23 protein-coding genes are annotated in these 25,019 nt (G+C 64.1%); 7 read left to right on the top strand and 16 right to left on the bottom strand.

Features of this window, described 5'->3' with window-relative positions:
* Window positions 1-131: 131 nt before the first annotated feature.
* Window positions 132-1,793, top strand: coding sequence for a glutamine--tRNA ligase (gene glnS, locus J9893_RS02295; RefSeq protein ID WP_103243438.1), 1,662 nt, complete (start codon window positions 132-134; stop codon window positions 1,791-1,793).
* 99 nt (window positions 1,794-1,892) lie between these two features.
* Here glnS and fur read toward each other — a convergent pair whose 3' ends face one another.
* Window positions 1,893-2,321 (bottom strand): ferric iron uptake transcriptional regulator, encoded by a 429-nt coding sequence (fur, locus tag J9893_RS02290; RefSeq protein WP_010674102.1) that lies wholly within the window; start codon window positions 2,319-2,321, stop codon window positions 1,893-1,895.
* A 231-nt stretch (window positions 2,322-2,552) separates the two neighbouring features.
* Here fur and J9893_RS02285 point away from each other — a divergent pair, with 231 nt between their 5' ends.
* Window positions 2,553-3,026 carry a DUF4442 domain-containing protein gene (locus J9893_RS02285; protein WP_010674103.1) on the top strand — a complete coding sequence of 158 codons (474 nt, stop codon included), beginning with the start codon at window positions 2,553-2,555 and terminating at the stop codon, window positions 3,024-3,026.
* A gap of 68 nt (window positions 3,027-3,094) precedes the next feature.
* On the opposite strand, the gene fldA is transcribed toward J9893_RS02285, so the two are convergent.
* Genes fldA through J9893_RS02265 form a run of 4 tightly spaced genes read right to left on the bottom strand, consistent with a single transcriptional unit; the run spans window position 3,095 to window position 5,018 of the window.
* Window positions 3,095-3,619: a flavodoxin FldA gene (gene fldA, locus J9893_RS02280; protein ID WP_010674104.1), complete on the bottom strand. Its 525-nt coding sequence runs from the start codon at window positions 3,617-3,619 to the stop codon at window positions 3,095-3,097.
* A 40-nt stretch (window positions 3,620-3,659) separates the two neighbouring features.
* On the bottom strand, window positions 3,660-3,956 hold the full coding sequence (ybfE, locus tag J9893_RS02275; protein WP_005325670.1) for a LexA regulated protein: 297 nt from the start codon (window positions 3,954-3,956) through the stop codon (window positions 3,660-3,662).
* Window positions 3,957-3,976: 20 nt separating this feature from the next.
* Entirely contained in the window at window positions 3,977-4,198 is a 222-nt protein-coding gene (locus J9893_RS02270) for a DUF2788 domain-containing protein (protein WP_010674106.1), read from the bottom strand.
* 55 nt (window positions 4,199-4,253) lie between these two features.
* A complete protein-coding gene (locus tag J9893_RS02265; protein ID WP_210600208.1) occupies window positions 4,254-5,018 on the bottom strand; it encodes an alpha/beta fold hydrolase in 765 nt (254 codons plus the stop codon).
* A gap of 290 nt (window positions 5,019-5,308) precedes the next feature.
* Between J9893_RS02265 and seqA the strand changes: the two genes are divergently transcribed.
* Complete coding sequence (seqA, locus tag J9893_RS02260) at window positions 5,309-5,818, top strand: replication initiation negative regulator SeqA (RefSeq protein ID WP_010674108.1); 510 nt, start codon at window positions 5,309-5,311, stop codon at window positions 5,816-5,818.
* Between the two features lie 53 nt (window positions 5,819-5,871).
* A complete protein-coding gene (gene pgm / locus J9893_RS02255) occupies window positions 5,872-7,521 on the top strand; it encodes a phosphoglucomutase (alpha-D-glucose-1,6-bisphosphate-dependent) (protein WP_010674109.1) in 1,650 nt (549 codons plus the stop codon).
* Between the two features lie 74 nt (window positions 7,522-7,595).
* Here pgm and J9893_RS02250 read toward each other — a convergent pair whose 3' ends face one another.
* Window positions 7,596-8,477, bottom strand: coding sequence for an EamA family transporter (locus J9893_RS02250; RefSeq protein WP_109112014.1), 882 nt, complete (start codon window positions 8,475-8,477; stop codon window positions 7,596-7,598).
* 94 nt (window positions 8,478-8,571) lie between these two features.
* Here J9893_RS02250 and J9893_RS02245 point away from each other — a divergent pair, with 94 nt between their 5' ends.
* Window positions 8,572-9,054, top strand: coding sequence for a MarR family transcriptional regulator (locus tag J9893_RS02245; protein ID WP_052815826.1), 483 nt, complete (start codon window positions 8,572-8,574; stop codon window positions 9,052-9,054).
* A 44-nt stretch (window positions 9,055-9,098) separates the two neighbouring features.
* Here J9893_RS02245 and mltB read toward each other — a convergent pair whose 3' ends face one another.
* The 10 genes from mltB to J9893_RS02195 form a co-directional block, all read right to left on the bottom strand.
* Complete coding sequence (gene mltB / locus J9893_RS02240) at window positions 9,099-10,196, bottom strand: lytic murein transglycosylase B (protein ID WP_041212714.1); 1,098 nt, start codon at window positions 10,194-10,196, stop codon at window positions 9,099-9,101.
* Between the two features lie 94 nt (window positions 10,197-10,290).
* The gene (locus J9893_RS02235; protein ID WP_041212715.1) at window positions 10,291-10,893 is read right to left on the bottom strand and encodes a CDP-alcohol phosphatidyltransferase family protein; all 603 of its coding nucleotides are present in this window, start codon (window positions 10,891-10,893) and stop codon (window positions 10,291-10,293) included.
* Window positions 10,886-11,548: an ATP-binding cassette domain-containing protein gene (locus J9893_RS02230; protein ID WP_182976453.1), complete on the bottom strand. Its 663-nt coding sequence runs from the start codon at window positions 11,546-11,548 to the stop codon at window positions 10,886-10,888. Before J9893_RS02230 ends, J9893_RS02235 begins: the two co-directional genes overlap by 8 nt.
* 4 nt (window positions 11,549-11,552) lie before the next feature.
* A complete protein-coding gene (locus J9893_RS02225) occupies window positions 11,553-13,163 on the bottom strand; it encodes an ABC transporter permease (RefSeq protein WP_052815827.1) in 1,611 nt (536 codons plus the stop codon).
* 48 nt (window positions 13,164-13,211) lie between these two features.
* The gene (locus J9893_RS02220; RefSeq protein ID WP_223917984.1) at window positions 13,212-14,342 is read right to left on the bottom strand and encodes an ABC transporter substrate-binding protein; all 1,131 of its coding nucleotides are present in this window, start codon (window positions 14,340-14,342) and stop codon (window positions 13,212-13,214) included.
* A 58-nt stretch (window positions 14,343-14,400) separates the two neighbouring features.
* Window positions 14,401-16,554, bottom strand: coding sequence for a bifunctional TVP38/TMEM64 family protein/FAD-dependent oxidoreductase (locus tag J9893_RS02215; RefSeq protein WP_210600178.1), 2,154 nt, complete (start codon window positions 16,552-16,554; stop codon window positions 14,401-14,403).
* Window positions 16,551-17,126, bottom strand: a complete 576-nt coding sequence (locus tag J9893_RS02210) for a carboxymuconolactone decarboxylase family protein (protein WP_042865202.1) — start codon at window positions 17,124-17,126, stop codon at window positions 16,551-16,553. Before J9893_RS02210 ends, J9893_RS02215 begins: the two co-directional genes overlap by 4 nt.
* Window positions 17,116-17,826 carry a DUF1499 domain-containing protein gene (locus tag J9893_RS02205; RefSeq protein ID WP_210600179.1) on the bottom strand — a complete coding sequence of 237 codons (711 nt, stop codon included), beginning with the start codon at window positions 17,824-17,826 and terminating at the stop codon, window positions 17,116-17,118. Before J9893_RS02205 ends, J9893_RS02210 begins: the two co-directional genes overlap by 11 nt.
* Window positions 17,827-17,953: 127 nt before the next feature.
* Window positions 17,954-18,232: a peptidylprolyl isomerase gene (locus J9893_RS02200; protein WP_210600180.1), complete on the bottom strand. Its 279-nt coding sequence runs from the start codon at window positions 18,230-18,232 to the stop codon at window positions 17,954-17,956.
* A gap of 59 nt (window positions 18,233-18,291) precedes the next feature.
* Window positions 18,292-18,687 carry a hypothetical protein gene (locus J9893_RS02195; RefSeq protein WP_043154193.1) on the bottom strand — a complete coding sequence of 132 codons (396 nt, stop codon included), beginning with the start codon at window positions 18,685-18,687 and terminating at the stop codon, window positions 18,292-18,294.
* A gap of 536 nt (window positions 18,688-19,223) precedes the next feature.
* Between J9893_RS02195 and J9893_RS02190 the strand changes: the two genes are divergently transcribed.
* Together J9893_RS02190 and J9893_RS02185 are read left to right on the top strand one after the other, a co-directional pair.
* Complete coding sequence (locus tag J9893_RS02190; protein WP_210538555.1) at window positions 19,224-20,999, top strand: autotransporter assembly complex family protein; 1,776 nt, start codon at window positions 19,224-19,226, stop codon at window positions 20,997-20,999.
* Window positions 21,000-21,075: 76 nt separating this feature from the next.
* Window positions 21,076-24,849, top strand: coding sequence for a translocation/assembly module TamB domain-containing protein (locus J9893_RS02185; protein ID WP_210600181.1), 3,774 nt, complete (start codon window positions 21,076-21,078; stop codon window positions 24,847-24,849).
* The last annotated feature ends 170 nt before the right edge of the window (window positions 24,850-25,019 follow it).

The following is a 25,019-nucleotide window of genomic DNA, read 5'->3' as shown; positions in this document are numbered from 1 at the left end:
CAATGACCCGAATTGGCCAAATTCAGGTTGAGGCAGGGCGCGTAATGAGGGATCATACCCGGCTTGACGGCGGGGGTATGAGGGTGCCAGCCGGCACAACGTCCGCCAGTGACGCATTTTTGAGGTGAGCCATGAGTCAGGCGAACAGCCCAACTAACTTTATTCGTCAGATCATTGATGAAGATCTGGCCAGCGGTAAGCACAGCAGCGTGCATACCCGTTTCCCGCCGGAGCCGAACGGTTATCTCCATATCGGCCACGCCAAATCCATCTGCCTGAACTTCGGCATCGCCCGCGACTATCAGGGTCAGTGCAACCTGCGTTTCGATGACACCAACCCGGCGAAGGAAGACATCGAGTTCGTGGAGTCCATCAAGCAGGACGTCCAGTGGCTGGGCTTCCAGTGGAGCGGCGAGATCTGCTACTCCTCCGACTATTTCCACAAGCTGCACGGCTACGCCATCGAGCTCATCGAGAAGGGACTGGCCTATGTGGACGAGCTCTCCCCGGAGCAGATGCGCGAATACCGCGGCACCCTGACTGCCCCTGGCAAGAACAGCCCGTTCCGCGATCGTTCGGTGGCCGAGAACCTGGCCCTGTTCGCCAAGATGAAAAACGGTGAGATGGCCGAAGGCTCCGCCTGCCTGCGCGCCAAGATCGACATGGCATCCCCCTTCATGGTGATGCGCGATCCCGTCATCTATCGCATCAAGTTTGCCCACCACCACCAGACCGGTGACGAGTGGTGCATCTACCCGATGTATGACTTCACCCACTGCATCTCGGACGCCCTGGAGGGGATCACCCACTCCCTGTGTACCCTGGAGTTCCAGGACAACCGTCGCCTGTATGACTGGGTGCTGGACAACATCAGCATCGACTGTCACCCCCGTCAGTACGAGTTCTCCCGTCTGAACCTCGAATACACCGTCATGTCCAAGCGCAAGCTGAACCTGCTGGTGACCGAGGGGCACGTGAACGGCTGGGATGATCCGCGCATGCTGACCGTCTCCGGTCTGCGCCGCCGTGGTTATACCCCGGCCTCCATCCGCGAGTTCTGCAAGCGCATCGGTGTGACCAAGCAGGACAACATCGTTGAGATGAGCATGCTGGAAGCCTGCATCCGCGACGATCTCAACGAGAACGCCCCGCGCGCCATGGCCGTGCTGCACCCGGTGAAGGTGGTGATCGAGAACCTGGCGGCCGACGAGGTGCTGACAGCCCCTGCGCACCCGAACAAGCCGGAGATGGGGACCCGTGAGCTGCATTTCTCCCGCGAAATCTTCATCGACGAAGCGGACTTCAAAGAGGAAGCCAACAAGCAGTTCAAGCGTCTGGTGCTGGGCAAGGAAGTGCGCCTGCGCAACGCCTACGTCATCAAGGCCGAACGGGTCGAGAAGGATGAGGACGGCAAGGTCACCTGCATCTACTGCTCTTACGACCCCGAGACCCTGGGCAAGGATCCGGCGGACGGCCGCAAGGTGAAAGGGGTGATCCACTGGGTCAGCGCCACTCACTCCCTGCCGGCCGAAGTGCGTCTCTACGACCGTCTGTTCAAGGTGCCGAACCCGGGCGCCGAGGATGACTTCGAAGCGGCTCTGAATCCGGAATCCCTGGTGATCATCGAAGGGGCCCGGGTGGAAGCTTCCCTGAAGGATGCCAAGCCGGAGTTTGCCTACCAGTTCGAGCGTGAAGGTTACTTCTGCGCCGACAACAAGCTCTCCAGCGCCGAGCGCCTGGTGTTCAACCGCACCGTGGCCCTGCGTGACGTCTGGGGCAAGGCCGAGGTCTGATAGAAGAGGGCAGGGGAAACCCTGCCGCTTCTGGTCCGGATTGCGGACACAAAAAAGCCAGCATGATGCTGGCTTTTTTATTGCGCCGACCCGGCCGAATCAATCGTCGTGCTTGCAGTCACCGTTGGCGCAGTGGCCATACAGGTAAAGGCTGTGGTTGGTCAGGCGGATGTTGTGCGCCTTGGCGATGTCGCGCTGGCGCTGTTCGATCACCTCGTCGGAGAACTCGATCACCTTGCCGCAGTCGAGGCAGACCAGGTGGTCGTGGTGCTCCTGGGTGGCCAGCTCGAACACCGACTTGCCCCCTTCGAAATGGTGACGGGTGACGATACCGGCATCATCAAACTGGTTGAGAACGCGATAAACGGTAGCGAGACCAATCTCCTCGCCCTGATCGATCAGCCGTTTGTACAGATCTTCCGCACTGGTGTGCTGGCAGTCCGGCTGTTGCAGGATTTCCAGGATCTTGACACGGGGCAAGGTGATCTTGAGCCCGGCCTTTTTTAACGCTTGGTTGTTGTCTGCCATTTCTATTTATTCGCATTCTCGAAGGTGTGGTTATTCTGATTGACTGCCGCTGTAATGGCAACCACGAACTCGCTTGGCCTGTCATTATAGGTCGTAGCCAAGTTAAAAATAAACCCAGCAATTCAAGGGCTTTAGCTCATCAAGCCCGTCATGGGAATATTCAGGCCCGCTTGCTCGACCAGAGAATGTTGATACTATGTGACTTCTTTATAGTCTGGTCGGATGAGATCCATGGATTGGCTTTTCGGCAATGCCGCCTGGGTGCGCTGCGCCCTCAACGCCTGGCCCCCCTTCTGGGGCGCAGGCATCAAGATAGAAACCCTGAGCCCCGATTTCCGCTTCTGCCGGGTCACTCTCAAGTCCCGCTGGTGGAACAAGAATGCCAACCGGACCCAGTTCGGCGGCAGCATGTTCGCCATGACGGATCCCATCTACCCGTTGATGCTGATGGGCTATTTCAAGAACCGCTACTACGTGTGGGACAAGGCGGGCAGCATCAATTTCATCAAGCCGGGCAAGGGCAAACTGGTGGCGGAGTTCACCCTGAGCGACGCCAAGCTGGCATCGATCGTGGCGGCGACCGAGGGGGGGGAGAAGCACTTTCCCGAGTTCGAGGTGCAGGTGCAGGATGGCCAGGGCGAGCTGGTGGCCCAGGTGAAGCGCACCCTCTATGTCAGATCCAAGCCCCAGCACAGGGGGGGCTGAATGCCTGCTGCAGATGCAACAAGGGCCCCGTCGGGGCCCTTGTTGCATGAAGAGGGAGGGAGATCAGATCACTCCAGCTCGCCCAGGCACATCTCTTCGTGCAGCTGTTTGCACCAGCCCTTGACGCGCTCGGCAGTCAGCTCGGGTTGGCGATCTTCGTCGATGCCCAGGCCCACGAAGTGCTTGTCATCCACCAGCGCCTTGGAGGCTTCGAACTCGTAGCTCGCGGTCGGCCAGTGGCCGATGATGATGGCGCCCTTGGCTTCGACGATGTCACGCAGGGTGCCCATGGCGTCGAGGAAGTACTCGGCATAGTCTTCCTGATCGCCGCATCCGAAGATGGCCACCAGCTTGTTGTTGAAGTCGATCTCTTCGAGCTCGGGGAAGAAGTCGTCCCAATCGGCCTGGGCTTCGCCGTAGTACCAAGTCGGGATGCCGAACATCAGCAGATCGAAGCTGTCGATGTCGGCCTTGCTGCTCTTGGCAATGTCACGGACTTCAATCAGTTGTTTGCCCAGTTCTTTCTGGATCATCTTGGCGACAGCTTCGGTATTACCGGTATCGCTGCCGAAAAACAGACCTACACTAGCCATAGTGTTTCGTTACCCGTATCTGGTGTTGATGCTTGACGGTTCAGATTGCGATGCCTGCTGCATGAGCAGACTCGATCTGTTGCTTCAGGATAGATTGGATCAGCTCGGCTCGGCTGACGTTCTGTTGCAGCGCAAGTTGGTTCAGGCGCTCCAGCAACTCGGCTTCCACCTTTAACTCGACCCGTTTCAGCCCGTTCTCACGATCGCGCTTAAGCTGGTTGCGCTTGTTGATCTTGAGCTGGGTCTCGCGGGGGAGTGGATTGGTCTTTGGCCTGCCGGGGCGCTTCTCAGTTGCGAACAGATCCAGTGTTGTTCGATCAGTTTGCTGTTTGGCCATACATCACAGATGAAAAGTAGTTAGCCGATCCCTGAGCCTTCCCAGCCCATTTCGATCAGCCCCTTGGCGACAAAACCCGCGCAACCCAGAAACAGCACCAGCCAGACGATGAAGCGGCCGAAGCGGGGCACATTGCCCCGTTTGAGCACGTCCTGAATGGCCAGACCAATCAGCAGGAAGATGGCCACGAAGAACAGTTTCAGGCCCAGACTCTCGATGAGATCGATGTGTTCACTCAGCATGGATTGCGCGCACTCCTTAAGACGGGCGCACTATATCACAAAGGATTTGAAACTGTTAACCGCCTGTCGACAGGAAATCCACAACCAGTTTGTTGAACAAAATCGGCTTTTCCGCGTGCAGCCAGTGACCCGTGCCGGCGATGACGCGGGCCTTGGCGGCCGGGAACTGGGCCATCGCGGCCCCGGTGTATTCGGGCAGCATATAGTCGGAGTCTCCCCCCTTGATGAAGAGTGTCGCGCCTTCGAAGCGGCGTTCATCGTCGGGCCAGCCCATGATGTTGGCGTAGTTGCGCTCAAGGGCCGGCACGTTGAAACGCCACCCCCATCCAGACTCCCCTTTGGCGAAGGATTTGAGCAGGAACTGGCGCACCCCGGCGATCTCGATGTGCTCGGCCAGCATGGCTTCCGCCTCGCTGCGGCTCTGGGGGGGCGTGGCCAGCGTGGCATTGAGCCCGGCAAACACGTTCTTGTGGCGGGCGTGGGGATAGGCCACCGGGGCGATGTCCGCCACTACCAGCTTGCTGACCCTGTGAGGGGCTTGCTTGGCGACCTGCATGGCGACCTTGCCCCCCATGGAGTGACCCACCAGGGCGATCTGTTCAAGTCCAAGATGGTCCAGCAGGGCCAGGATGTCCGCCGTCTGGGCCGGGTAGCTCATCTCGTCCGAGTGAAAGGAGGCGCCGTGATTGCGCAGATCGACGCTGATGACCCGGTATTGTTCGCAGAGGGGGCGCGCCAGCAGGCCGAGGTTGTCCAGGCTGCCAAAGAGGCCATGGATCAGCACGACAGTCGGGCCTTCGCCCTGTTCCTTGAAGTTCAATCGTGGGTATTGTTGCAAAATGACACCTTATCGGTCGTGGGCTCTATCGCCATAATTTTTAACACACTGAAAGAAAAGGATTTCATTCCTGGTGGGGGATTTTTTTGTGGTTTTTTTTCAAAAATATCTCCCCGGGATCGGCTATCAGTGCGGGGGATCACACACTTGGCCCGTCATTATGCCGTATTCTCAAGGAGATTCATGCACATCTGTCCGCCCCTTGCTTGGGCTGCCGGGTCTGCCTATGTATAATCGCCGCATCCGAATTTCGACGAGTCCAGCGCATCCCTATGAAAACCATCGAGCTTGATGACGATCTCTACTTCTTTATCGCGAGCCAGACCCGGCACATCGGCGAGAGTGCGTCCGATATCCTGCGTCGCCTGCTGGAGCAACCCGCCCAGGCTGGCACGGCAACCGTGGCGGCCGCGCCTGCGATGCAACCGCAACCCGTGGCCGATGCCATGGGGCTGGAGGCACTGCTGGATTCCGGCGAGCTTCAGAAAGAAGAGAAGTCCATCAACCGCTTCATGCTGGTATTGAGCACCCTCTATCGGGACAACCCGGAAGGCTTCACCCAGGCGACCGAGATAAAAGGGCGCAAGCGCGTCTATTTTTCCCGTGACCCGGAAGCGCTGCGTGCCAGTGGCAGCACCACCAAGCCCAAGCCGGTACCGGAGACCCCGTTCTGGGTGATCACCAATACCAATACCAGCCGCAAGCAGAACATGGTGGCCCAGCTCATGAACAGCATGGGTTATGACGAGGATCTGACGGCTCGGGTGTGCGGCGCCGTTTAACCCATCAATGACTTCAGGCCTTGCCGGGCAAGGCTCAGCTCAAGGAAAACGCCATGGCACAGCATTCCCACGCCGGTCAGCCGGCTCGTCTTTGCGATCTGACCAACATTCCCCGTCTGGTCAGCGCCTACTACCTCAACAAGCCGGACATGAGCCGCCCTGAGCAGCGGGTCGCCTTCGGCACCTCCGGTCACCGCGGCAGCGCCCTGCACAGCGCCTTCACCGAATCCCACATTCTGGCGGTGACCCAGGCGCTGGTGGAGTACCGCCAGCAGGCCGGTATCACGGGGCCGCTGTTCGTCGGCATGGATACCCATGCCCTGTCTGAATCCGCCTTTGCCAGCGCGGTGGAAGTGCTGGCGGCCAACGGTGTCGAGACCCGCATTCAGGCCGGCCTGGGCTTCACGCCGACCCCGGTCATCTCCCATGCCATCCTGCGCCACAACGCAGGCAAACCCGTGGCGCAGGCGGACGGCGTGGTGATCACCCCGTCCCACAACCCGCCGGAAGACGGTGGCTTCAAATACAACCCACCCCACGGCGGTCCTGCCGAAGGCGAGATCACCAAGTGGGTGGAAGACCGCGCCAACGCGATCTTGGAAGCGGGTCTGGCCGGCGTGAAGCGGATGCCGTTTGCCGAGGCCCTCAAGAGCCCGTTCGTGGTGGAACACGACTATGTCACCCCTTATGTGGATGATCTCGAGAACGTGCTGGATCTGGCCGCCATCAAGCAGGCAGGCATCAAGATCGGCGTGGATCCGCTGGGTGGCTCCGGCGTCGCCTACTGGGACGTCATCGCCAGGCGCTACGGTCTGGACATCGAGGTGGTGAACTACAAGGTCGACCCGACCTTCTCCTTCATGACCCTGGACAAAGACGGCAAGATCCGGATGGACTGTTCCAGCCCGTTCGCCATGGCGAGCCTGATTGCCCTGAAAGACAAGTTCGACATCGCCCTTGGCAATGACCCTGACTACGACCGTCACGGGATCGTCACCAAGGCGGGCCTGATGAATCCGAACCACTATCTGGCGGTGGCCATCCAGTATCTGTTCACCCACAGAACCGGCTGGCCCAAGGGGGCGGCCGTCGGCAAGACGCTGGTCTCCTCTTCCATGATCGACCGGGTGGCCGGCGAGATCGGTCGCACCCTCAAAGAGGTGCCGGTCGGCTTCAAGTGGTTCGTGGACGGTCTCTACAGCGGCGAGTTCGGCTTTGGCGGCGAGGAGAGCGCGGGTGCCTCCTTCCTGCGCAAGGACGGTACCGTCTGGACCACCGACAAGGATGGCTTCATTCTGGCGCTGCTGGCGGCCGAGATCCTGGCGGTGACCGGCAAGGATCCCCAGGCCCACTACGATGCGCTCGAAGCCAGATTCGGCCGCTCCAGCTACCGCCGCATCGATGCCCCGGCCAACAGCGCCCAGAAGGCGGTGCTCTCCAAGCTGGATCCGGCCCTGGTGGAAGCCTCCACCCTGGCTGGTGAGCCCATCCTCGCCAAGCTGACCAAGGCGCCGGGCAACGATGCCGCCATCGGCGGCCTGAAAGTGGTGACCGAGAACGGCTGGTTCGCGGCGCGCCCCTCCGGTACCGAGTCCATCTACAAGATCTACATGGAGAGCTTCAAGGGGGAGGCGCACCTGGACCTCATCCAGCAGGAAGCCCAGCAGATCGTCTCCGCCGCCCTGGCCAAAGCCGGCGTCTGACCCTTACGGCAACAACCCATGCGAAAGAGGAGCCCTGGTGGCTCCTCTTCTTTTTGTGTCGGGTTGACTGCGGATCAGCCGTTGTCGACGCTGCCGGTGGCGGCCTTGCGGTTCTGCCAGCGCTTGAGGAAGGAGCGGGCCGGCAGCTTCATCAGGAAGAGAGAGAGCAGGATGATGCCGATGCCGAGCCACTGACGGCCATCTAGGGTTTCTCCCACCATCAGCACACCGCAGGAGACCGCCACCATGGGGTTGGTGAGGGCCAGCATCCCCATCACCTCCGGGCCATGGCGTTTGAGTCCCCAGAGCCAGGCCCAGTAGGCCAGAGCCGTATTGAGGATCACCAGCCAGATAAGCCCGGGAGTGGCGTCAGCCCGGGGCAGGGGCATGGGGCCGGCCAGCCACCAGGCCAGCGGGATCAGCATCAGGCCGCCCAGCAGCAGCTGCCAGGCGGTCAGGGCCAGCAGATCGTCCACCGGCCAGCGTTGCATCCAGCGGCTCGACTGACCGATGAGCAGGGTGGCGAGCAGGGCGCACGCCACGCCGACGGGATCCAGATTGGCAGAGGGATTGAGCAGCAAGAGCACTCCGACGAGCCCCATCACCCCCAGCAACAGCCACTTGAGCGTCGGTCTGACACCGTCTTGCAGCCAGGCCAGCCCCATCAGGATGAGGGGCAGCGTCGCTCCCAACGTACCCGCCACGGCGCCGGGCAGGCGAAACGCCGCCACGAACAGCAGGGCGAAGAAGGCGGTGATGTTGCAAAACGCCAGCAGGAACTGCCTGCTCCAGACGAGAGGCGGTCTGCGGGGATGGAGCAACAGCAGCAGCACCCCGGCGGGGAGGGCGCGCCACACGGCCACCCAGTAGGGGGAGTAGTCGGTCAGGTAGAGACTGACGACGGCATAGGTGCTGCCCCAGAGCAGGGGGGCGAGCAGGGCGATCAGCAGTGGCATGGTTATCTCGTAACAAAGTATCTTTAAGTAAAGATACATTAGCCGCGAGTTGGTTTATTATCAAGTATCTTCATGCAAAGATAATGGAGCCCGAATGGAGAGTGATCATGTAGATCAGCTGCTGGCCCAGTGGGCCCGGCAGCGCCCGGACCTCGACTGCTCCCCCATGGGGGTGCTGGGGCGGGTGGCGCGCATGGCGGCGATCGCCGGGCGCGAAGTGAGCGAGACCCTCAAGGAGTGCGGTCTGCTGGGGTCTGACTTCGATATCCTGGCGACCCTGCGTCGGGCCGGTGAGTCGCTGACCCCGACCGCGCTCTACCAGTCCGCCATGCTGAGTTCAGGGGCCATGACGGCCCGGCTCGACAAGCTGGAGCAGCGTGGCCTGATAAGACGTGAAGCCTCCCCCGATGACAGGCGCAGCCTGCTGGTCTGCCTGACGGAGCCGGGGCGGGAGCTGGTTGACCATGCGGTGGAACAGCACGTGGCGAACGAGCGCCGCCTGCTGGCCCCATTGAGCCTGGTCGAACAGGAGCAGCTGGCCGCCCTGCTCAAGCGCTGGCTGCTGGAAAACGAATAAAAAAACGGGCCTGTGGGCCCGTTTTCGTTGGCATTGAGGCTGACTCAGTAGCCGCCTCTGGCATCCCTGACGGCAAGGCCAAGCTGCCATACTGCCATGGCGTAGTGGGTGCTGTGGTTGTAGCGGGTGATGGCGTAGAAGTTCGGCAAGCCGTACCAGTACTGGTAACCGGTGCCGACATCCAGACGCAGCAGGCTCGCCTCCTTGTGATTGCCAAGGGAGCCGGTGGGAGCCAGCCCGGCACCGCGTAGGGTGGCTACCGGGTAGCGGGTCTGGAAGCCGTGCTCATAGCCCGGCAGCTGTCCCTGGCCGCGTACTGCCACCGGCTGCCCTTTCTCCCAGCCGTGGGCCTTGAAGTAGTTGGCCACGCTGCCGATTGCATCCACCGGATCCCACAGGTTGGTGTGGCCGTTGCCGTTGAAGTCCACCGCGTAGTTGCGAAAACTCGACGGCATGAACTGGCCGTAGCCCATGGCCCCGGCATAGGAGCCCTTGGGTTCGGTGGGATCCATCCCCTCATCCCGGGTCATCACCAGGAAGGCTTCCAGCTCGCCGGTGAAGAAGTCGGCGCGGCGCGGGTAGTCAAATGCCAGGGTCGCCAGGGCGTCGAGAATGCGGGTCTTGCCCATCACCCGACCCCAGCGGGTCTCCACCCCGATGATGCCGACGATGATCTCGGGTGGCACCCCGTAGATCTGCTGCGCCCGGTTGAGTTCACTCTCGTATTCACGCCAGAAGTTGACGCCGTTCTGTACGTTGTCCGGGGTGATGAACTTGGCGCGGTAGCGGTTCCAGGCGCCGGTCGGACCGGTGGGCGGTCTGGTGGTAGGGGCCTGGGCGTCCATCAGCTTGATGATCCAGTCATAACGCTCGGCCTGGGCCAGTACCCGGTGCAGCTCGGCGCTGTCGAAGCCGTGCTTTTGCACCATCCGCTGCACGAAGTTGTCCACGTTGGAACGATTGGCGAAGTCCCCCTTGCTGACCCCGGGCTGGCTCACCTGTCCGTAGAAGGGTTTGCTCGGCGGCGTCTGGTTGATGAAGGCGCTGTTGGGCTGGGGTTTGACCACGGGCTTGGGCGCCGGCGTGCTGCTGCAGCCGTAGATCAGGGGAAACAGGGAGAGGACACAGACAAGGCGACGCATAGGGTTCTCGTGAGCCTGAAAAAGAGTGCCGTCATGGTAAAACATTGGCGTGCAGGCGCAAGTGCTCCGTGCCGGCGCGCCCCCCGGGATCCCGTCAGCGCAGGGTGTGGTAGCCGCTCCAGATCCGGGTCAGGGTCGTGATGGCACAGAGCAGGGCGAAACCGAAGGCCAGTGGCACGAAGGCGGCGGGCCAGAGGCACATGAGCACGAAGAGGGCGATGGTTTCGCTCCCCTCGGTGAGCCCGCCCAGATAGTAGAGGGATTTGTGGTGGTAGACGGGGCTCTCTATGCCCCGCTTGCCCGCCATGATGGCAAAGGCCAGAAAGCTCGATCCCGTGCCCATGAAGGCGAACAGCAGGGTGGCGGCGGCCAGGGCGTTGGCCGGGTCGGCGAGGGCAAAGCCCAGCACCACGGCGGCGTAGAAGATGAAATCCAGCGTGATGTCGAGAAACCCGCCGCAGTCGGTGATGCCCGTTTCCCGCGCCACGGCGCCATCCAGCCCGTCCAGCAGCCGGTTGAGCAGAATCGCCGCCAACGCCCACTGATAGCAGCCAAAGGCCAGCAGCGGCAGCGCCAGCATGCCGATGAGAAAGCCGGCGAGGCTCACCTGGTTGGCGCTCACCCCGGCCAGGCACAGGGGGCGGGCGAGCGCGGCGAGGGGGCGGCGGATAACCGGGATCAGGTGGCGATCAAACAAGGTGGTGCTCCTCTTCTGGGATGGCTGGGGGGATCAGTTGCAAGATGGTGCCCGGCGCATCCTCTTCGTCGTGGGTCACCAGCAGGGCGGGGATGGCCTGCGTGCGCAGGCGCTCGAACACCAGGGTTCTGAATGCCGCCCGCAGCGGCTTGTCGAGGCGGGAGAAGGGTTCGTCCAGCAGCAATGCCCTGGGCTCGGCCAGCAGGGCACGCAGCAAGCTGACGCGGGCTTTCTGGCCGCCGGAGAGCGCCCCGGGCAGCTTGTCCGCCTGAGCCTCCAGCCCGACCTCGGCCAGCGCCTCGCGGGCCCGGGTCTGCCTTGCCGCCATCCCCTTGAGATGCGCCGGCATGCCGAACATCAGATTTTCGGCCACCGTCAGGTGGGCAAACAGCAGGTCATCCTGAAACAGGATGCCGACGCCTCTCTCCTGGGGGGGCAGCGGGGTGAGGCGATGTGCGCCGAGCAGGATGTCCCCGGTCAGCCGGATGGGCCCCCCGGGTGGCAGCACTCCCGCCAGGGCCGCCAGCAGGGAGCTCTTGCCACAGCCGCTCGGTCCCATCAGGGTGAGCACCTCGCCCGGGGCCACCCTGAGGGGGGGGAGCGTCAGCAGGGGGGCACCGTCGAGGAAGAGGGTGAGTGCGGAGGTGTGCAGCATCGGGTCAGGACCTCAGGGCGGGGTTGATGCGCCGCGGCAGCCAGAGCGCCAGGGCATAGATGAAAAGGGGCAGCAGGAGTTGCAGCAGGCCGTAGAGCCCCGCCAGCCGCCGGTTGAGGCCGCTGCCGATGGCCACCGCCTCCGTGGTGATGGTGATGACCCGCCCGCCCCCGAACAGCAGGGTCGGCAGGTATTGGGCCAGGCTCACCGCCGCTCCGACACCGAAGGCGAACAACAGGGGACGGGCGAGCAGGGGACCCTTGACTCGCCACCAGGCCCCCCAGGGGCTGGCCCCGAGCGTGAGGGCCACCCGGGTGAGGCGCTCGTCGAACTGGCGATAGGGGCCGTGCAGGCAGAGATAGACGTATGGAAAGACGAAGATCAACTGGCTCCAGAGTACCCAGCCAGGGCCTATGCCAGTGAATCCCAGCCCGTCGGTCTGAAGGCGCAATCCAAACAGCAGGCTGGCCTGTGGCAGCAGCAGAGGCAGGCAGACAAGCCAGAGGGTGCGTGCGGCGCGGCGCGCAGGCAACGCCTCGAGACAGAGCACCGCCAGCAGCAGGGAGAGCGCGGCGCAGAGCAGGGCCAGCCACAGACTCTGCCACAGCAGCGGGCCCAGGCTCGGTAGCAGAGCCAGCCAGTGGTGGCTGCTCCATTCACTCGGCCAGAGGGCGGGAAAGGACCAGCGCCGGGTCAGGGACCAGAGCAGCAGGGCGGCGAGCACCAGCAGATTGGTCAGGAGCAGCCCCCACACGCCGATGCGGGCAATGAGTGCGGGCCAGGGCGAGGCGGGGGCGCGTCGCCCATCCAGCCAGCGTGCCTTGCCGAGGGTGAGGTGGGTCCGCTCCAGCAGCCTGAGGACGCCAAGCAGCAGCAGGTTGAGGGCGAGCAGCAAGAGGGCGCCGCTGGCACTGGCGCCGCGCCAGGCGGGGTCGGCATCCTGATACCAGAGCCAGAGTCGCACCGCCAGGGGCGGCGGGGCATCCGGCCCCAGCAGCAGGGCGAGATCCACCACCGCCAGACCATAGGCGGCCACCGCGTAGAGGGGCAGTCGCAGGGCGGGCCAGAGGGCGGGCAGCAGCAGGCGCCACCAGATCCGGGGGGCACTGAAGCCGAGGCTGGCCCCCAGCCACTGCTGGCGCGCCACCTTGGCGGGATCCAGTGCCGCCAGCGCCATCAGCAGCAGGAAGGGGGTCTCCTTGAAGATGAGCACCACGATGAGGCCAAGCCCCCAGGGATCCTTGAGGGTTTGCCAGTCCGGGGGCTGATGGGTGAGGTCAAGCAGGGGAGCGACGAGGCGCAGCAGCCAGCCGGAGGGAGCGAGCAGAAAGGCGATGCCGATGGCAAAGGCGACGTGGGGAAGCGCCAGCAGGGGGGAGAGTAGGCGGCGCAGCCAGCGCATCCAGGGACGCCCGTCCCCCTGGGCGAGCAGCAGGGCGGTGGCGCCGAGGGCCCCCAGGGTGGAGGTGCCCGCTACCCAGAGGCTCAATCCTGCGGAGTGCCAGAGTCCGGGCTGGGGGAGCAAGAGGGCGAGGTTGGCGGGGGTGAGCCCCTCGATGACCAGCAACAGCAGGCCCCCGGCGAGCGGGATCCCCAGCAGCAGGGCTCCCAGCATCAAAAAGGGCAAAAGGAGGAGAAGAGGGGGGCGCGCCTGCATGATGGATCAGTGGCCGTAGCGTTCGGCCCAGGCCGCTTCCAGCCGGGTCTGCCAGCTGGGGTGGGGCTCTGCCACCCCCTTGAAGCGCAATACCGGACGGGTCTGGCCTGGCAGCGCCTCCTGGCGCAGCACGCTGGGATCCCCCCAGAAGGTGGGGTCGCTCTTGCGCGCCTGGGCGGTGGGGCTCAGCAGGAAGTTGACCACCACCTTGGCCCCGGCCCGGGCGTTAGCGTTGAAGGGGATGGCGAGGAAATGGCTGTTGGTGAGCGCCCCTTTCTCCATGGCGATGGCCTTGACGGTGGGGGACAGGGTGCCGTTTTGCACCGAACTCTGGGCTTCCCCCGGGTTGAAGCTGATGGCCATGGCCAGCTCGCCGTCATCGAGCAACTGCCTGGTTTCGGCGGCGCCGGTGGGGAAGAGCCTGCCCTTTCGCCAGAGCGCGGGGTGAAGCTGGTCGAGCCAGGCCCAGAGAGGGGCGGTGATGCGAAGGAAGTCGGCATCGGTCGCCTCTTGATAGAGGGGCGCCGGATCTGGTGTCAGCTCCAGCAGGATCTGCTTGAGAAAGCTAGAGCCGTGAAACTGGGGAGGCTTGGGGTAGGTGAAGCGGCCGGGGTGAGCCTTGGCCCAGGCCAGCAGGGCGGCCGCCGAGGTGGGAGGAACGTCTACCTGGTCGCCATCCACCATCAGATTGAGCTGGCCTATGCCCCAGGGGGCCTCCAGCCCCTCGACCGGCACGGTGAAGTCTTCACTCACCGGCAGGGTGGTGTCCACCAGGGCCATGTTGGGCAGCTCGTCGGTAAAGGGGTCCCCCAGCAGCCCCTGCTCCTTGAGCGCCTTGAAGTTTTCGCCGTTGACCCAGAGCAGGTCGATGGGGCCGTTCGACGTCTTGCCAGCCTGCTTGCCGGCCAGCAACTGGCTCACGCTCTGGGCGATGTCATCCACCTTCACCTGCACCAGCTCGACCTGGTACTGGCGAGCGATCTCCTGCCCCGCCCACACCAGGTAGGCGTTGATCTCGGGGCTGCCCCCCCAGGCGTTGAAGTAGACGGTCTGCCCCCTGGCGGCCAGCAGGGTCTGCTGCCACGACGCGTCATTGGCGTGGAGCGGGGAGGCCAGCAGCAGGGGGACAGCGGCCATCAGGGGACGGAGCAGGGCGCGAAGTCGGGTCGTGAACATGATGGTTGCCTCGTCAGAGTCAGGCGCCGCGGCGCCAGCGGTGATAACGGGCCAGCAGCGCCAGCAGGCGTCCGGGCTGGCGGGCACGGCGCCAGGCGCCAGCCACGTACTTGTTCCCCTCCATCAGGGTGGGGTAGGGGTGAACGGTGGCGAGGATCTTGCCAAGTCCCAGGCGGTGGCGCATGGCGAGGGCAAACTCGGCGATCCGCTCGCCGGCGTGAGCACCCACTATGGTGGCCCCGAGTATCCTGTCACGGCCCGGCACCGTCAGCACCTCGACAAAGCCCCCGGACTCGCCATCGGCGATGGCTCTGTCCAGCTCGGCCATCTCGAAGCGGGTCGACTCGAAGGGGATGCCTCGGGCCCGAGCCTCTTTCTGGTTGAGGCCGACCCGGGCTATCTCCGGACTGGTATAGGTGGCCGCCATGACCCTGTAGTCTGCCCGAAAGCGCCTGAACTGGCCAAAGAGGGCGTTGATGGCGGCATACCAGGCCTGATGGGCGGCAAAATGGGTGAACTGGTAGGGGCCGGCAACGTCCCCCACCGCCAGGATGCTGGGGTAGTTGGTGGCGAGGAAGCCGTCGATGGCCAGGGTGCCGCCGGGGGCCAGTTCAACCCCCAGCGCCTCCAGCCCGAAACCGCTCACGTTGGCCTCCCGGCCAAGGGCCAGCAGCAGCTGGTCCCCCTCAACCACCAGCGTCTCGTCCCCCCGGCGCAGGTACAGCCGGATGGGCAGGTTGGCGCCTTTACCGTCCATATACCCGGCCGAGGTAGCCTGCCAGCCGAGGTGCAGGGTGACACCGTCGTGCTCCAGCTGTGCGGCCAGGGCCCCGGCGACGTCCCTATCTTCCCGGGGCAGCAGCTGAGGGCCTTGCTCCACCAGGGTGACGGGGATACCGAGCAGGGCCAGGCTCTGGGCCAGCTCGCAGCCGATGGGGCCCCCTCCCAGCACCAGCAGATGGCGGGGGGGCTCACGCAGTCGCTGCCAGAGGGTGTCGGAGGTGAGGTAGGGAACCCTGTCCAGCCCCGGCAGTGCGGGCACCCGGGGGCGGGCGCCGGTGGCGATCACGATATGACGGCTGGTCAGGCGCTTGCCGTTGACCTCCACCTCCCAGGGGGAGGTGACCCGCGCCCGCCCCTGGATGCACTCCACCCCGAGTCCTTCATAGCGCGCCACCGAGTCGTGGGGTTCGACCTCCTCGATGACCCGGGCGACCCGCGCCATCACGGCGGCGAAGTCGGCGCGGCTCTGGCTCGGGGTAAAACCAAGCTCCCCGGCCTTGCGCTGTTCAATGGCGAAGCGGGCGCTTCGGATCAGCGCCTTGGAGGGGACGCAGCCGGTATGGAGGCAATCCCCCCCCATCCTGTGCTGCTCGATGAGGGCCACTCTGGCTTTCACCGCGGCGGCGATGTAGCTGGTGACCAGACCTCCGGCGCCGGCGCCTATCACCAGCAGGTTGTAGTCAAAGCGCGCCGGCTTGCTGTAGGGGGCGTGCAACCGGTAGAGGGCTAGACGGCGCTGCAAGGCACGCATCAGCCAGGGCATCAGGCCGAGCAGGGTCAGGGCGGCCAGCAGGCCGGGGGAGAAGAGGTTGCCTGTGCTGGTGAGGGTAGCCAGCTCGCTTCCCGCCAGCACGTAGACGAGGGTGCCCGGCAGCATGCCGAGCTGGCTGACCCAGTAGTAGGTGCTGACTCTGATGGGGGTGAGCCCCATCACCAGGTTGACCAGAAAGAAGGGGAAGAGGGGGATGAGGCGCAGGCTCAGCAGATAGAAGGCCCCCTCCTTTTGCATGCCGGCCTGAACGCTCGCCAGCTTGTCGCCAAAGCGTGTCTCGACCCAGTCCCGCAGCAGTAAGCGGGCGCTGAGAAAGGCCAGGGTGGCGCCAAGGGAGCTGGCAAAGGAGACCAGCAAGAGCCCCCACAGGATGCCGAAGACGGCGCTGCCCGCCAGGGTGAGCAGGGCCGCCCCCGGCAGGGAGAGGGCGGTGGTGAGCACATAGAGCACCAGAAACAGCAGGCTGGCCGCGACAACATGGCGGTCGACCCAAAGGGCCAGGCGCTCCTGATGAGCCTGCAACTGGGTGAGGCTCAGATAGTGGTCAAGGTCGAGGGCAAAGAAGGTGCCGACCAGGGCCCCCATCGCCAGCAACAGCAGCAGGCGTGCCTGGTTCATCCCTGCCCCTTGTCGAGGGGGCGCTCGGGTTGCACCGGCAACTGGCAGAACCCCTGGGGAGCGATGTCGAGAGCGGCATTGAACTTGGCGGACATGTTCTGGAAGGCGATGAGGCCGGTGAGCTCCACCAGGGCGTCGTCATCGAACCAGGGCTTGAGGCGGGCGGCCTGCTCGTCGCTCACGCCATCCAGCCCGGTCATGGCCTCGGCATAGTCCAGCACGGCCCGCTCCCGCTCGTCGAACAAGGGGCTGTCGCGCCACCGGGCCAGCGCCTCCACCTTGTCGCTGGAGCCTGCCCGCTTGACGAGGGTCATGGCGTTGATGTCGACACAGAAACGACACCAGTTGAGCTGGGAGACTCGCACCGTCACCAGGGAGCGCAGCACGGGGTCGATGGGGGAGCGCTGGCGGTTGATGACGCCGTAGAGGGTGGCGACCGCGGCGAACAGCCTGGGGGAGCGCCCCCAGCACTTGCCCGGGATCAGCACCTGACCGTAGTTGCGTTTCTGCAGCCAGAAGAAGGGGCGGATGAACCAGGCGTAGGCCCGGTCCGGTTTGACCTCAATGCGCATCTTGTTCCTCTTTGAGCTTCTCCATCTTGGGCTTGTAGGCCCCGCCCAGGCGCTCGTTCAACCGATTCAGGAAATCGATGATCCGTGCCCGGTTGACCCCCAGATCGCTGCGCCCCAGGCGCGAGGCGGAGCGCATGTCGATACGGGTCTCTTTGGGCCCGGCAAAGACCCGCAGGGCCACGTCATCCTGAAACCCGAACCAGCCGGTGGTGACGACGGCATCGATACCCTCGCTGCCCGGGCGAACCTGCCAGCCCAGCTCCGTCATCAGTTCCTCGGCTTCCGCGAGTACTTCGACCGGGGATGCCCGGGTATAGAGAGGACCGGGGTTGCCTGGAAATAGTTGCAGGGGCGGGGGGGAGACCGGGAGATCCTCCTGGCTTCTGAGCTGCTCGGCCCACTGGAGCCGTGGCGGATGGTAGGGATCCGTGCTGACGTCGTTGGTGAGGGGGGAGCGCAGCGCCTGGACGAGAAACAGCAGGGGCAACAGCAGGGGAGTTATGCCCCAGATATCCGGCCAGAGGTTGGTGGTGCGGCGATAACGCCAGGGCAGGCGCAGCAGCAGCACGAGGCTGAGGAGGGCGCTGGCGAGACAGAGGATGAAGCCGAGCCACCAGGGCCAGAGATGGGCGCGGCTGCCAAGGGCCCCGCAAAGGGGCAATAGCCAGGTCAGCAGCGGCCACCACAAAGAGCTGTGCATATGAGGGATCCACGGGACAGGATGGAACTATGCCCAGAAGGATAAACTTAATTGCCTGATAACGTTAGTAAATGATCATCAATCTCAGGCGTGCGGCTCAGAGAGCCGATGGCCTCGTCGCCCTGGATCAGTTGCGATAGAGCACCTTGATGAGGTGGAAGCCGAACTTGGTGCGCACCGGCCCCAGCACGGTCAGCAGCTCCCCCTTGAACACGGCATCGTCGAAGGACTTGACCATGTCCCCCTTGGAGAACTCTCCCAGATCGCCGCCACGCTTGCCGGAAGGGCAGGTGGAGAAACGCTTGGCCATCTGGTTGAAATCGGCGCCCTTGGCGAGCTTCTCCTTGATCTCCAGACACTGTTTCTCGGTCTTGACCAGGATGTGCTGGGCACAGGCTTTTTTCATCGGAATGCTCCTCGGCGAGGGGAAAGGGGGCGCAAGATTACTGCAATTGCGCCTCCACGTCAGCCCCTCGGGCGCGAGACCCGGCTCCGGGGGCCGGCGGCCAGGGGGACCCTGGCCCGGGATTGCCAGAGGATCTCCAGCCCCAGCAGGGCATAGAGGCTCCAGATGGCCAGGGGGTTGAGCCAGTTGCCCCCCATCTGCAGGGTGGCCAGGGCTGCGCTCACCAGCAGCAGAACTATGCCGGGCAGGCGCCAGTGGGCAGACAGGGGAGCGAGCAGGGCCATGCCCAGCAGCAGGGCCAGGCCAAAGGGCAGATTGAGCGCGGTGAAGGCGAGGGCCTGCTGGCCGTTCATGCCGGTCAGCAGGGCCAGCAGGGCGCTGCAGCAGGCCAGGAAGGTGATGAACTCGAGTCGGTCGGCGATGTAGTCAGCCAGTTGTTCGCTACGTAGGTGCATGGGGTCTCTCCTGCGATGATTGGGATCAGTGTGGGACAGGCAGGAGCGCAGGGGCAGCGGGATAAATCGATTGAATTGAACGAAGCTTTAGTGCCATCTATTCAAGTGATTGATTTAAACTTATTTTCCTGTTCAATAGCAGGCAGGATGGGGAAGAGGGCGCGGAGCAAGTCGAGGGGGACGGGTTGACGAAACCCGCCGGATGCGGGGTGTCCGACAAGGGTTGTCGCGACGAGCCGGACCCTGCTGCCAGCCCAAGGCCGCCAGGGGAGATCCGGCGTGGCGGGGTCGGTGATGGCGTTTTGTTCGCCCCTTGCCCGGATTGTGCGCAGTTTGGCTCCTCACACCCGGCTGGCTCCTTGCAGGGCCGAAGCGATCCCCGCACCGGGGGTGGCAGAGCGGCACGCAAAGGGGCCCCGAGCGTGGGATTTCGCCGTCGCGATTATGCTAGGATGAGCGGCACTCGCCCGGGATGAGTCTCGGTATCGTACTAAATAACACAATCTTTAAATCATGTTATTCGGGGAAAATGACGTTTGACAGGATGCTATCCTACTTTTCTCATCGGGAGCACTTCATCCGGGCGATCCCGTCGCCCCGGGCCCGGTCTCTTGCTGTTCGCCCTCGCTCTCTGGCTGATGGCGATGCCCGCCATGGCGGCCAAGTTGACCTACCAGATCAAGGGGGTCAGGGGAGAGCAGAAAGACAACGTCGAGGCCTACCTCAACGCCCTGCCCGTCTACCAGGAACGCCAGTACCGCCCCGCCCGCGCCAAGATCACCGAGAGCGTACAGAAGGCGCTGCAGGTCTATGGCTACTACCAGCCCAAGATCACTCTGAACCGCGACAAGAAGACGCCCGCCAAGGTGGTGATCGAGATTGAGCGGGGGGAACCCGTGATCATCTCGCGCCTCGACATCCTGCTGGAAGGGGATGCGGGGAGCGACGAGGTGTACAGCGAGCTGCTGGACAAGCTGCCCCTGAAGGAGGGAGATCCCCTCAACCACGGCAAATATGAATCCATCAAGGCGGATCTCGGCAGTCTGGGGCTGGCCCGCGGCTATTTTGACGCCAAGATCAGCAAGAGCCAGGTCAAGGTTTTCCCGGAACAGGGCAAGGCGGAGATCTACATCCTGTTTCGCTCTGGCCCGCGCTACCATTTCGGCGAGATCCGCTATGACGCGACGCCGGAGGCACTGCACCTGATCCGCCCGCTCATCAACATCAAGAGCGGCGACCCCTATCTGGCGATCCGTCTGGCGGAGATGTCCCAGGATGTCTCCTCCACCAAGCTGTTCAAGCAGGTGGACATCAAACCCCTGATCAGCCAGGCCGAGGGCAACCGGGTGCCGGTGCAGGTGACCCTCTCCAACCGGGTCGATCACGAGATTGAGACCGGTATCGGTTATGCCACGGACGTGGGGCCGCGCCTGAGTGCCACCTGGGAGAAACCCTGGGTGAACCGCTATGGTCACCGCCTCTCCAGCACCGCCAAGATCTCGGCGCCGGAAGCGGAGCTCAGCTTCGACTACCAGATCCCGGTGGGCAACCCGCTGCGGGATTACTACTCCCTGCAGGCGGGCTATCAATACACCGACAACAACGACACCCGCTCCGATCTGGCCACCTTCGGGGTGCACCGCTGGACACGCCGACCGGAGAGCTGGGACAGAGACGTCTTTGTGCGCCTGGAGAACGAGCGCTACGTCCAGGGTCAGGACGAGGGGAACAGCCTGCTGCTGATCCCCGGCGTCTCCTGGTCACGGCTGCGGGTGCGCGGCGGTCTGGTGCCGGATTGGGGGGATCGCCAGCAACTGACGATGGAGTTCTCGAGCCCCTACTGGGGGTCCGACATCAGCTTCATGCGGGTGTGGGGGCGCAGCAAGTGGCTGCGCACCCTGGGCGAAGATCACCGTTTCCTGATGCGGGCCGAGCAGGGGGCCATCGTCGGGGATGATTTCTCCCTGGTCCCGCCCTCCCTGCGCTTCTTCACCGGCGGCGATCAGACGGTCCGGGGCTACGGTTACGAGACCATTTCGCCACGGGGGGACGATGGCAAGCTGACCGGCGGACGCTACGCCAGCGTTGGCAGCCTGGAGTACAACTACCGCTTCAGCGAGAAGTGGCTCGGCGCCCTGTTCGTGGACGCCGGGACCGCCACCGTCGACTACAGCGAGGCCTGGAAGATAGGCACCGGGGTCGGGGTGCGCTGGGTCACCCCCATCGGTCAGGTCAGGCTCGATCTGGCGGTGGGCATCTCCGAGGAGGACAAGCCGCTGCGGCTGCACTTCGCACTGGGGCCGGAACTATGACCCGGCAACCAGGCGCATATCCTCTTCTTTCTCTTTTCTGGCCGCTGCGGCTGCTTTCCTTGCAGGGGTCTGCATCGTGATCTGGGTAAAACGCATTTTCTTGTGGCTCATGGGCCTCTTCTTCCTGCTGCTCATCGGCGTCAGCCTGCTGGGCTTCACCCATCAGGGCAACAAGTGGCTGTGGCAACAGGCCAGAGCCGCGCTGCCCTCCCTCAAGGGGGAGCTGGTGGCGGGGCAACTCGGGTATGGCTGGACCTTCGAAGGGGTTGGCTGGCAGGACGAGCTGGTGGATGTCACCGTGGAGCGGGCCGTGCTGGACTGGGATCTGGGCAAGCTCCTGCAGGGCAAGCTCTGGATCAAGTCTCTGGCGGTGACTCGCCCCGTGGTCCGGGTGGCGGAGTCCGAGCCGGTGCCGGAAGAGCCGTCGGAGCCCTTCGTCTGGCATCCGTTGCCGCTCAAAATCCAGGTCGACAGCCTCAAGGTTGCCGATCTCGATGTGGCGGTGCCCGGTGTGACGATCACCCTCAAGGATCTGGACATTGGCGCCGCCCTGGATCGCGCCGGGCTCATCGTGCGCGGCCCCGTGCTCGATGGCCTGAACGTGGTGCTGGCACCGTCCCCGGTGGAGGCGGCCAGTGACAAGGGCGCCAAACCGGCGGATGAGAAAAGCGCCACCCTGGCGGCCGGCGAGGGCAAGGCTGCCCCCGGTGACAAGACGCAGGCCGCAAGCAAGCCCGAGCCCATGGTGCTGCCGGCCGTGCGCCTGCCTTTCCCCATCCAGCTGGAAGGATTGCAGGTCACGGCGTTTCGCTATCAGCAAGGTGAGCTGGTGGAGGGGCTCGACAACCTCTTGCTGTCGGCCACCGCCGAGGAGGAGCGCATCGACATCCGGGAGCTCTCCTTGCGCCATGCCATGGCGGATCTGGCCTTGCGTGGTCAGGTGCGCCTGCACGAGGATTACCCCCTCGCCCTGACTCTGGATGCCAAGGCGCGTCAAGGGCTGCTGGACGGGGAGCTCAAGGGGGAGCAGGTCAATCTCGTCCTGGACGGTTCTGTGGGCAAGCTTGGGCTGGCACTCAAGGCCAAGGGGCCGGTGGGCGCCAATCTCAAAGGATCCCTCGCGGCCCTCGACCCGGATCTGCCCTTCGATCTGGCGCTGGACTGGAAGAGCCTCTCCTGGCCCCTGCACAAGCCTGCCAAGGATGAGCCCAGCTATCGGCTGGACAAGGGTACCCTGAGCGCCAAGGGCAAGCTCTCCGGTTACCAGTTTGCGCTCAACACCGCCGGCAAGGGGACCGATGTGCCCCCCTTCAAGGTGGCGCTCTCGGGCAAGGGGGATCTCAACCAGCTGAGCCGTATCGAGCTGCTGCTGGGGGCCCTCAAGGGGGAGCTCAAGCTCGACGGCAAGCTGGCCTGGAGCAAGGGGGTCCAGTGGCAGGGGACGACCGAATTCAAGGGGATCAACCCGGCGGAGCTGGTGCCCGAGATCAAGGGGGCACTGGCGGGCAAGATCACCAGCCGCTTCGATCTGGATGAGGCGGGCCACTGGCAGCTGGCCCTGCCCGAGCTCAAGGTGGATGGCAAGCTCAACCAGTATCCCCTGGCCTTGCAGGGCAGGCTCAGCGGCAACGACAAGATGGAGTGGACCATCCCGGCCCTGGCGCTGCAAAGCGGCCCCAACCGGCTGCAGGCCAAAGGCTCGCTCACGACCCAGGCCTGGAAGCTGGATGCGGATCTGGATGCGCCCAAGCTTGGGGGTATCTACCCGGGTCTGGGAGGGGACATCAAGGGCCAGGTGCGCGTCACCGGCAACCAGCAGGCGCCGCGCGTGAATGCCGATCTGGTGTCGGGCCGACTCGCCTACGCGGGCACCGTCCTCAAGGAGACCGTCATCAAGGCCAACGCCCTGGTCGGGGAGAAGCCCGCCGGTGAGGTGGCGGTGACGGTGGCGAGCCTGGCGCAGGGGGAGACCAAGCTCTCGCAAATCGCCCTGAACCTGAGCGGCGATCTCGAGCGCCACGGGCTCACCTTGACCATGAAGGGGGATCCCCTGGCGGCAGACCTCAGCCTGAATGGCAGCCTGCGCGGTGACCACTGGCGTGGCGCCCTTGCCGAGCTGAAGCTCAAGACCCCCCTCAAGCGCTGGGCGCTGGCCGCCCCCTGGTCTCTGGACCTGGATCTGCCGAAACAGCAGTTGACCATGGGGGATCTCTGCCTCGCGTCCCAGAAGGCCAGTCTCTGCGTCAAGGGGAGCCGGATAGCCCAGTCCCAGGGCAATCTGGAATTTGCCCTGAACGAATTTGATCTCAAGCGGCTGCGCCCCTGGTTGCCGGACAATTTCCGCTGGCAGGCGGTGCTGTCGGCCGACGGGCGCGCCAGCTGGCGCGGCAACCAGCCGACCCTGCACGCCACCGTGCGCACCACGCCTGGGACCTTCGTCGCCGACGAACTCAAGACCGACTACCAGCGTCTCGAGCTCGGGATCGATTTCGAGCGCCAGCAGGCCGCCATCCGGGTCGATTTCGCTTCCGAGCAGATCGGCAACATCGACACCGATCTGCTGATCCGGGATCCCGCCGGCCGCGGCAACCTCGGCGGTCAACTCAGGTTTGACGATCTGAAGCTGGCGACCTTTGCGCCCCTCATTCCCGAAGTGCGCTCCCTGCAAGGGGTCATCTCGGCGGATGCCCGCTTCGACGGTACCCTGGCTGCCCCCCTGCTGTATGGCGAGCTGAACCTGAAGGAGGGGGAGGTTCAGACCCACTCCGACATGGTGACCCTCTCCAAGCTGGTGACCCGCCTCAAGATAGAAGGCAACCGGGCCGAACTCGACGGCTCCATGATGGTGGGCAAGGGCCCCCTGGTGCTGGGGGGCTGGCTGAGCTGGGCCCAGCAGCCGGTGACCGGCAGCCTCACCATTCAGGGCAAGGAGCTGGAAGCCCAGTACCCGGGCATGGGTCGGGTCAGGGTGACACCTGACATCGCCATCTCTCTCGGGGAGGAGACCAGGGTGACCGGGCAGGTGGACATCCCCTGGTCGCGCATCCTGGTCAAGAGCCTGCCAGACAGCGCGGTAGCGGTCTCCGATGATGTCACCGTCATCTACGACGATCTGCCGCCGGTCCCCAAGGCGGCACCGCTGCCCATGGAGATCAGGCTCGCCATCCGGCTCGGGGACGACGTCCGCCTCGAAGCCATGGGACTCAAGACCAAGGTGGGAGGGGCCCTCAACATTCGCCAGGATCCCTCCAAGCCGCTCTCGGGCAACGGGCAACTGGAGCTCAGGGACGGGCGCTTCAAGGCCTATGGCCAGAACCTCATCATCAAGGAGGGGCGGATCCTCTTCTCCGGCCCCATCGATCAGCCCTATCTCAACATCGAGACCTATCGGGATCCGGATACCATCGAGGACAACGTGACCGTCGGGGTGCGGGTGACGGGGCCGGCCACCAAGCCGAAGATCACCGTCTATTCCGAGCCGCAGATGGCGCAGTCCGAACAGCTCTCCTATCTGTTGCGGGGCAAGGGATTGCAGACCAGCGGCGAGGATGGCGGCTTCAACGGCCTGCTGGTGGCGGGGGCCGTGAGCCAGGCGAGCGGCGTGGTCTCCAGCATCGGGGAGTCCCTCGGCATGAGCGACGTGGCCCTCGATACCGCAGGCAGTGGTGATGACACCCAGGTGACCCTGTCGGCCTACCTGCTGCCCGGCTTGCAGTTCCAGTACGGGGTCGGGGTGTTCAGCCCCATCGCCGAATTCAAGCTGCGCTACGAGCTGATGCCAAGGCTCTATCTGCAGGCCATGAGCGGGGTGGCCCAGGCGGTGGATATCTTCTATCGCTTCACCCTGTAAGGGGCGCGGATGACAAGACAGATGCCTGGGGAGACGTTTATCCCCCTCTGCCCGACCTGCTGATGACAGCTGTCGCCAGCAGGTTCGGGGTGAGAGCGTGCATATATTGACGGGAGGCCTGGCCTCCCGTTTTTTTGTAGAAGAAGGGGATTTGTGGAAGGCAGAAAAGC

This window comes from Aeromonas sp. MaB10011B (assembly GCF_017939325.1).
Classification (GTDB): Bacteria; Pseudomonadota; Gammaproteobacteria; order Enterobacterales; family Aeromonadaceae; genus Aeromonas; species Aeromonas caviae.
This window is presented reverse-complemented; position numbering and strand designations above follow the sequence as displayed.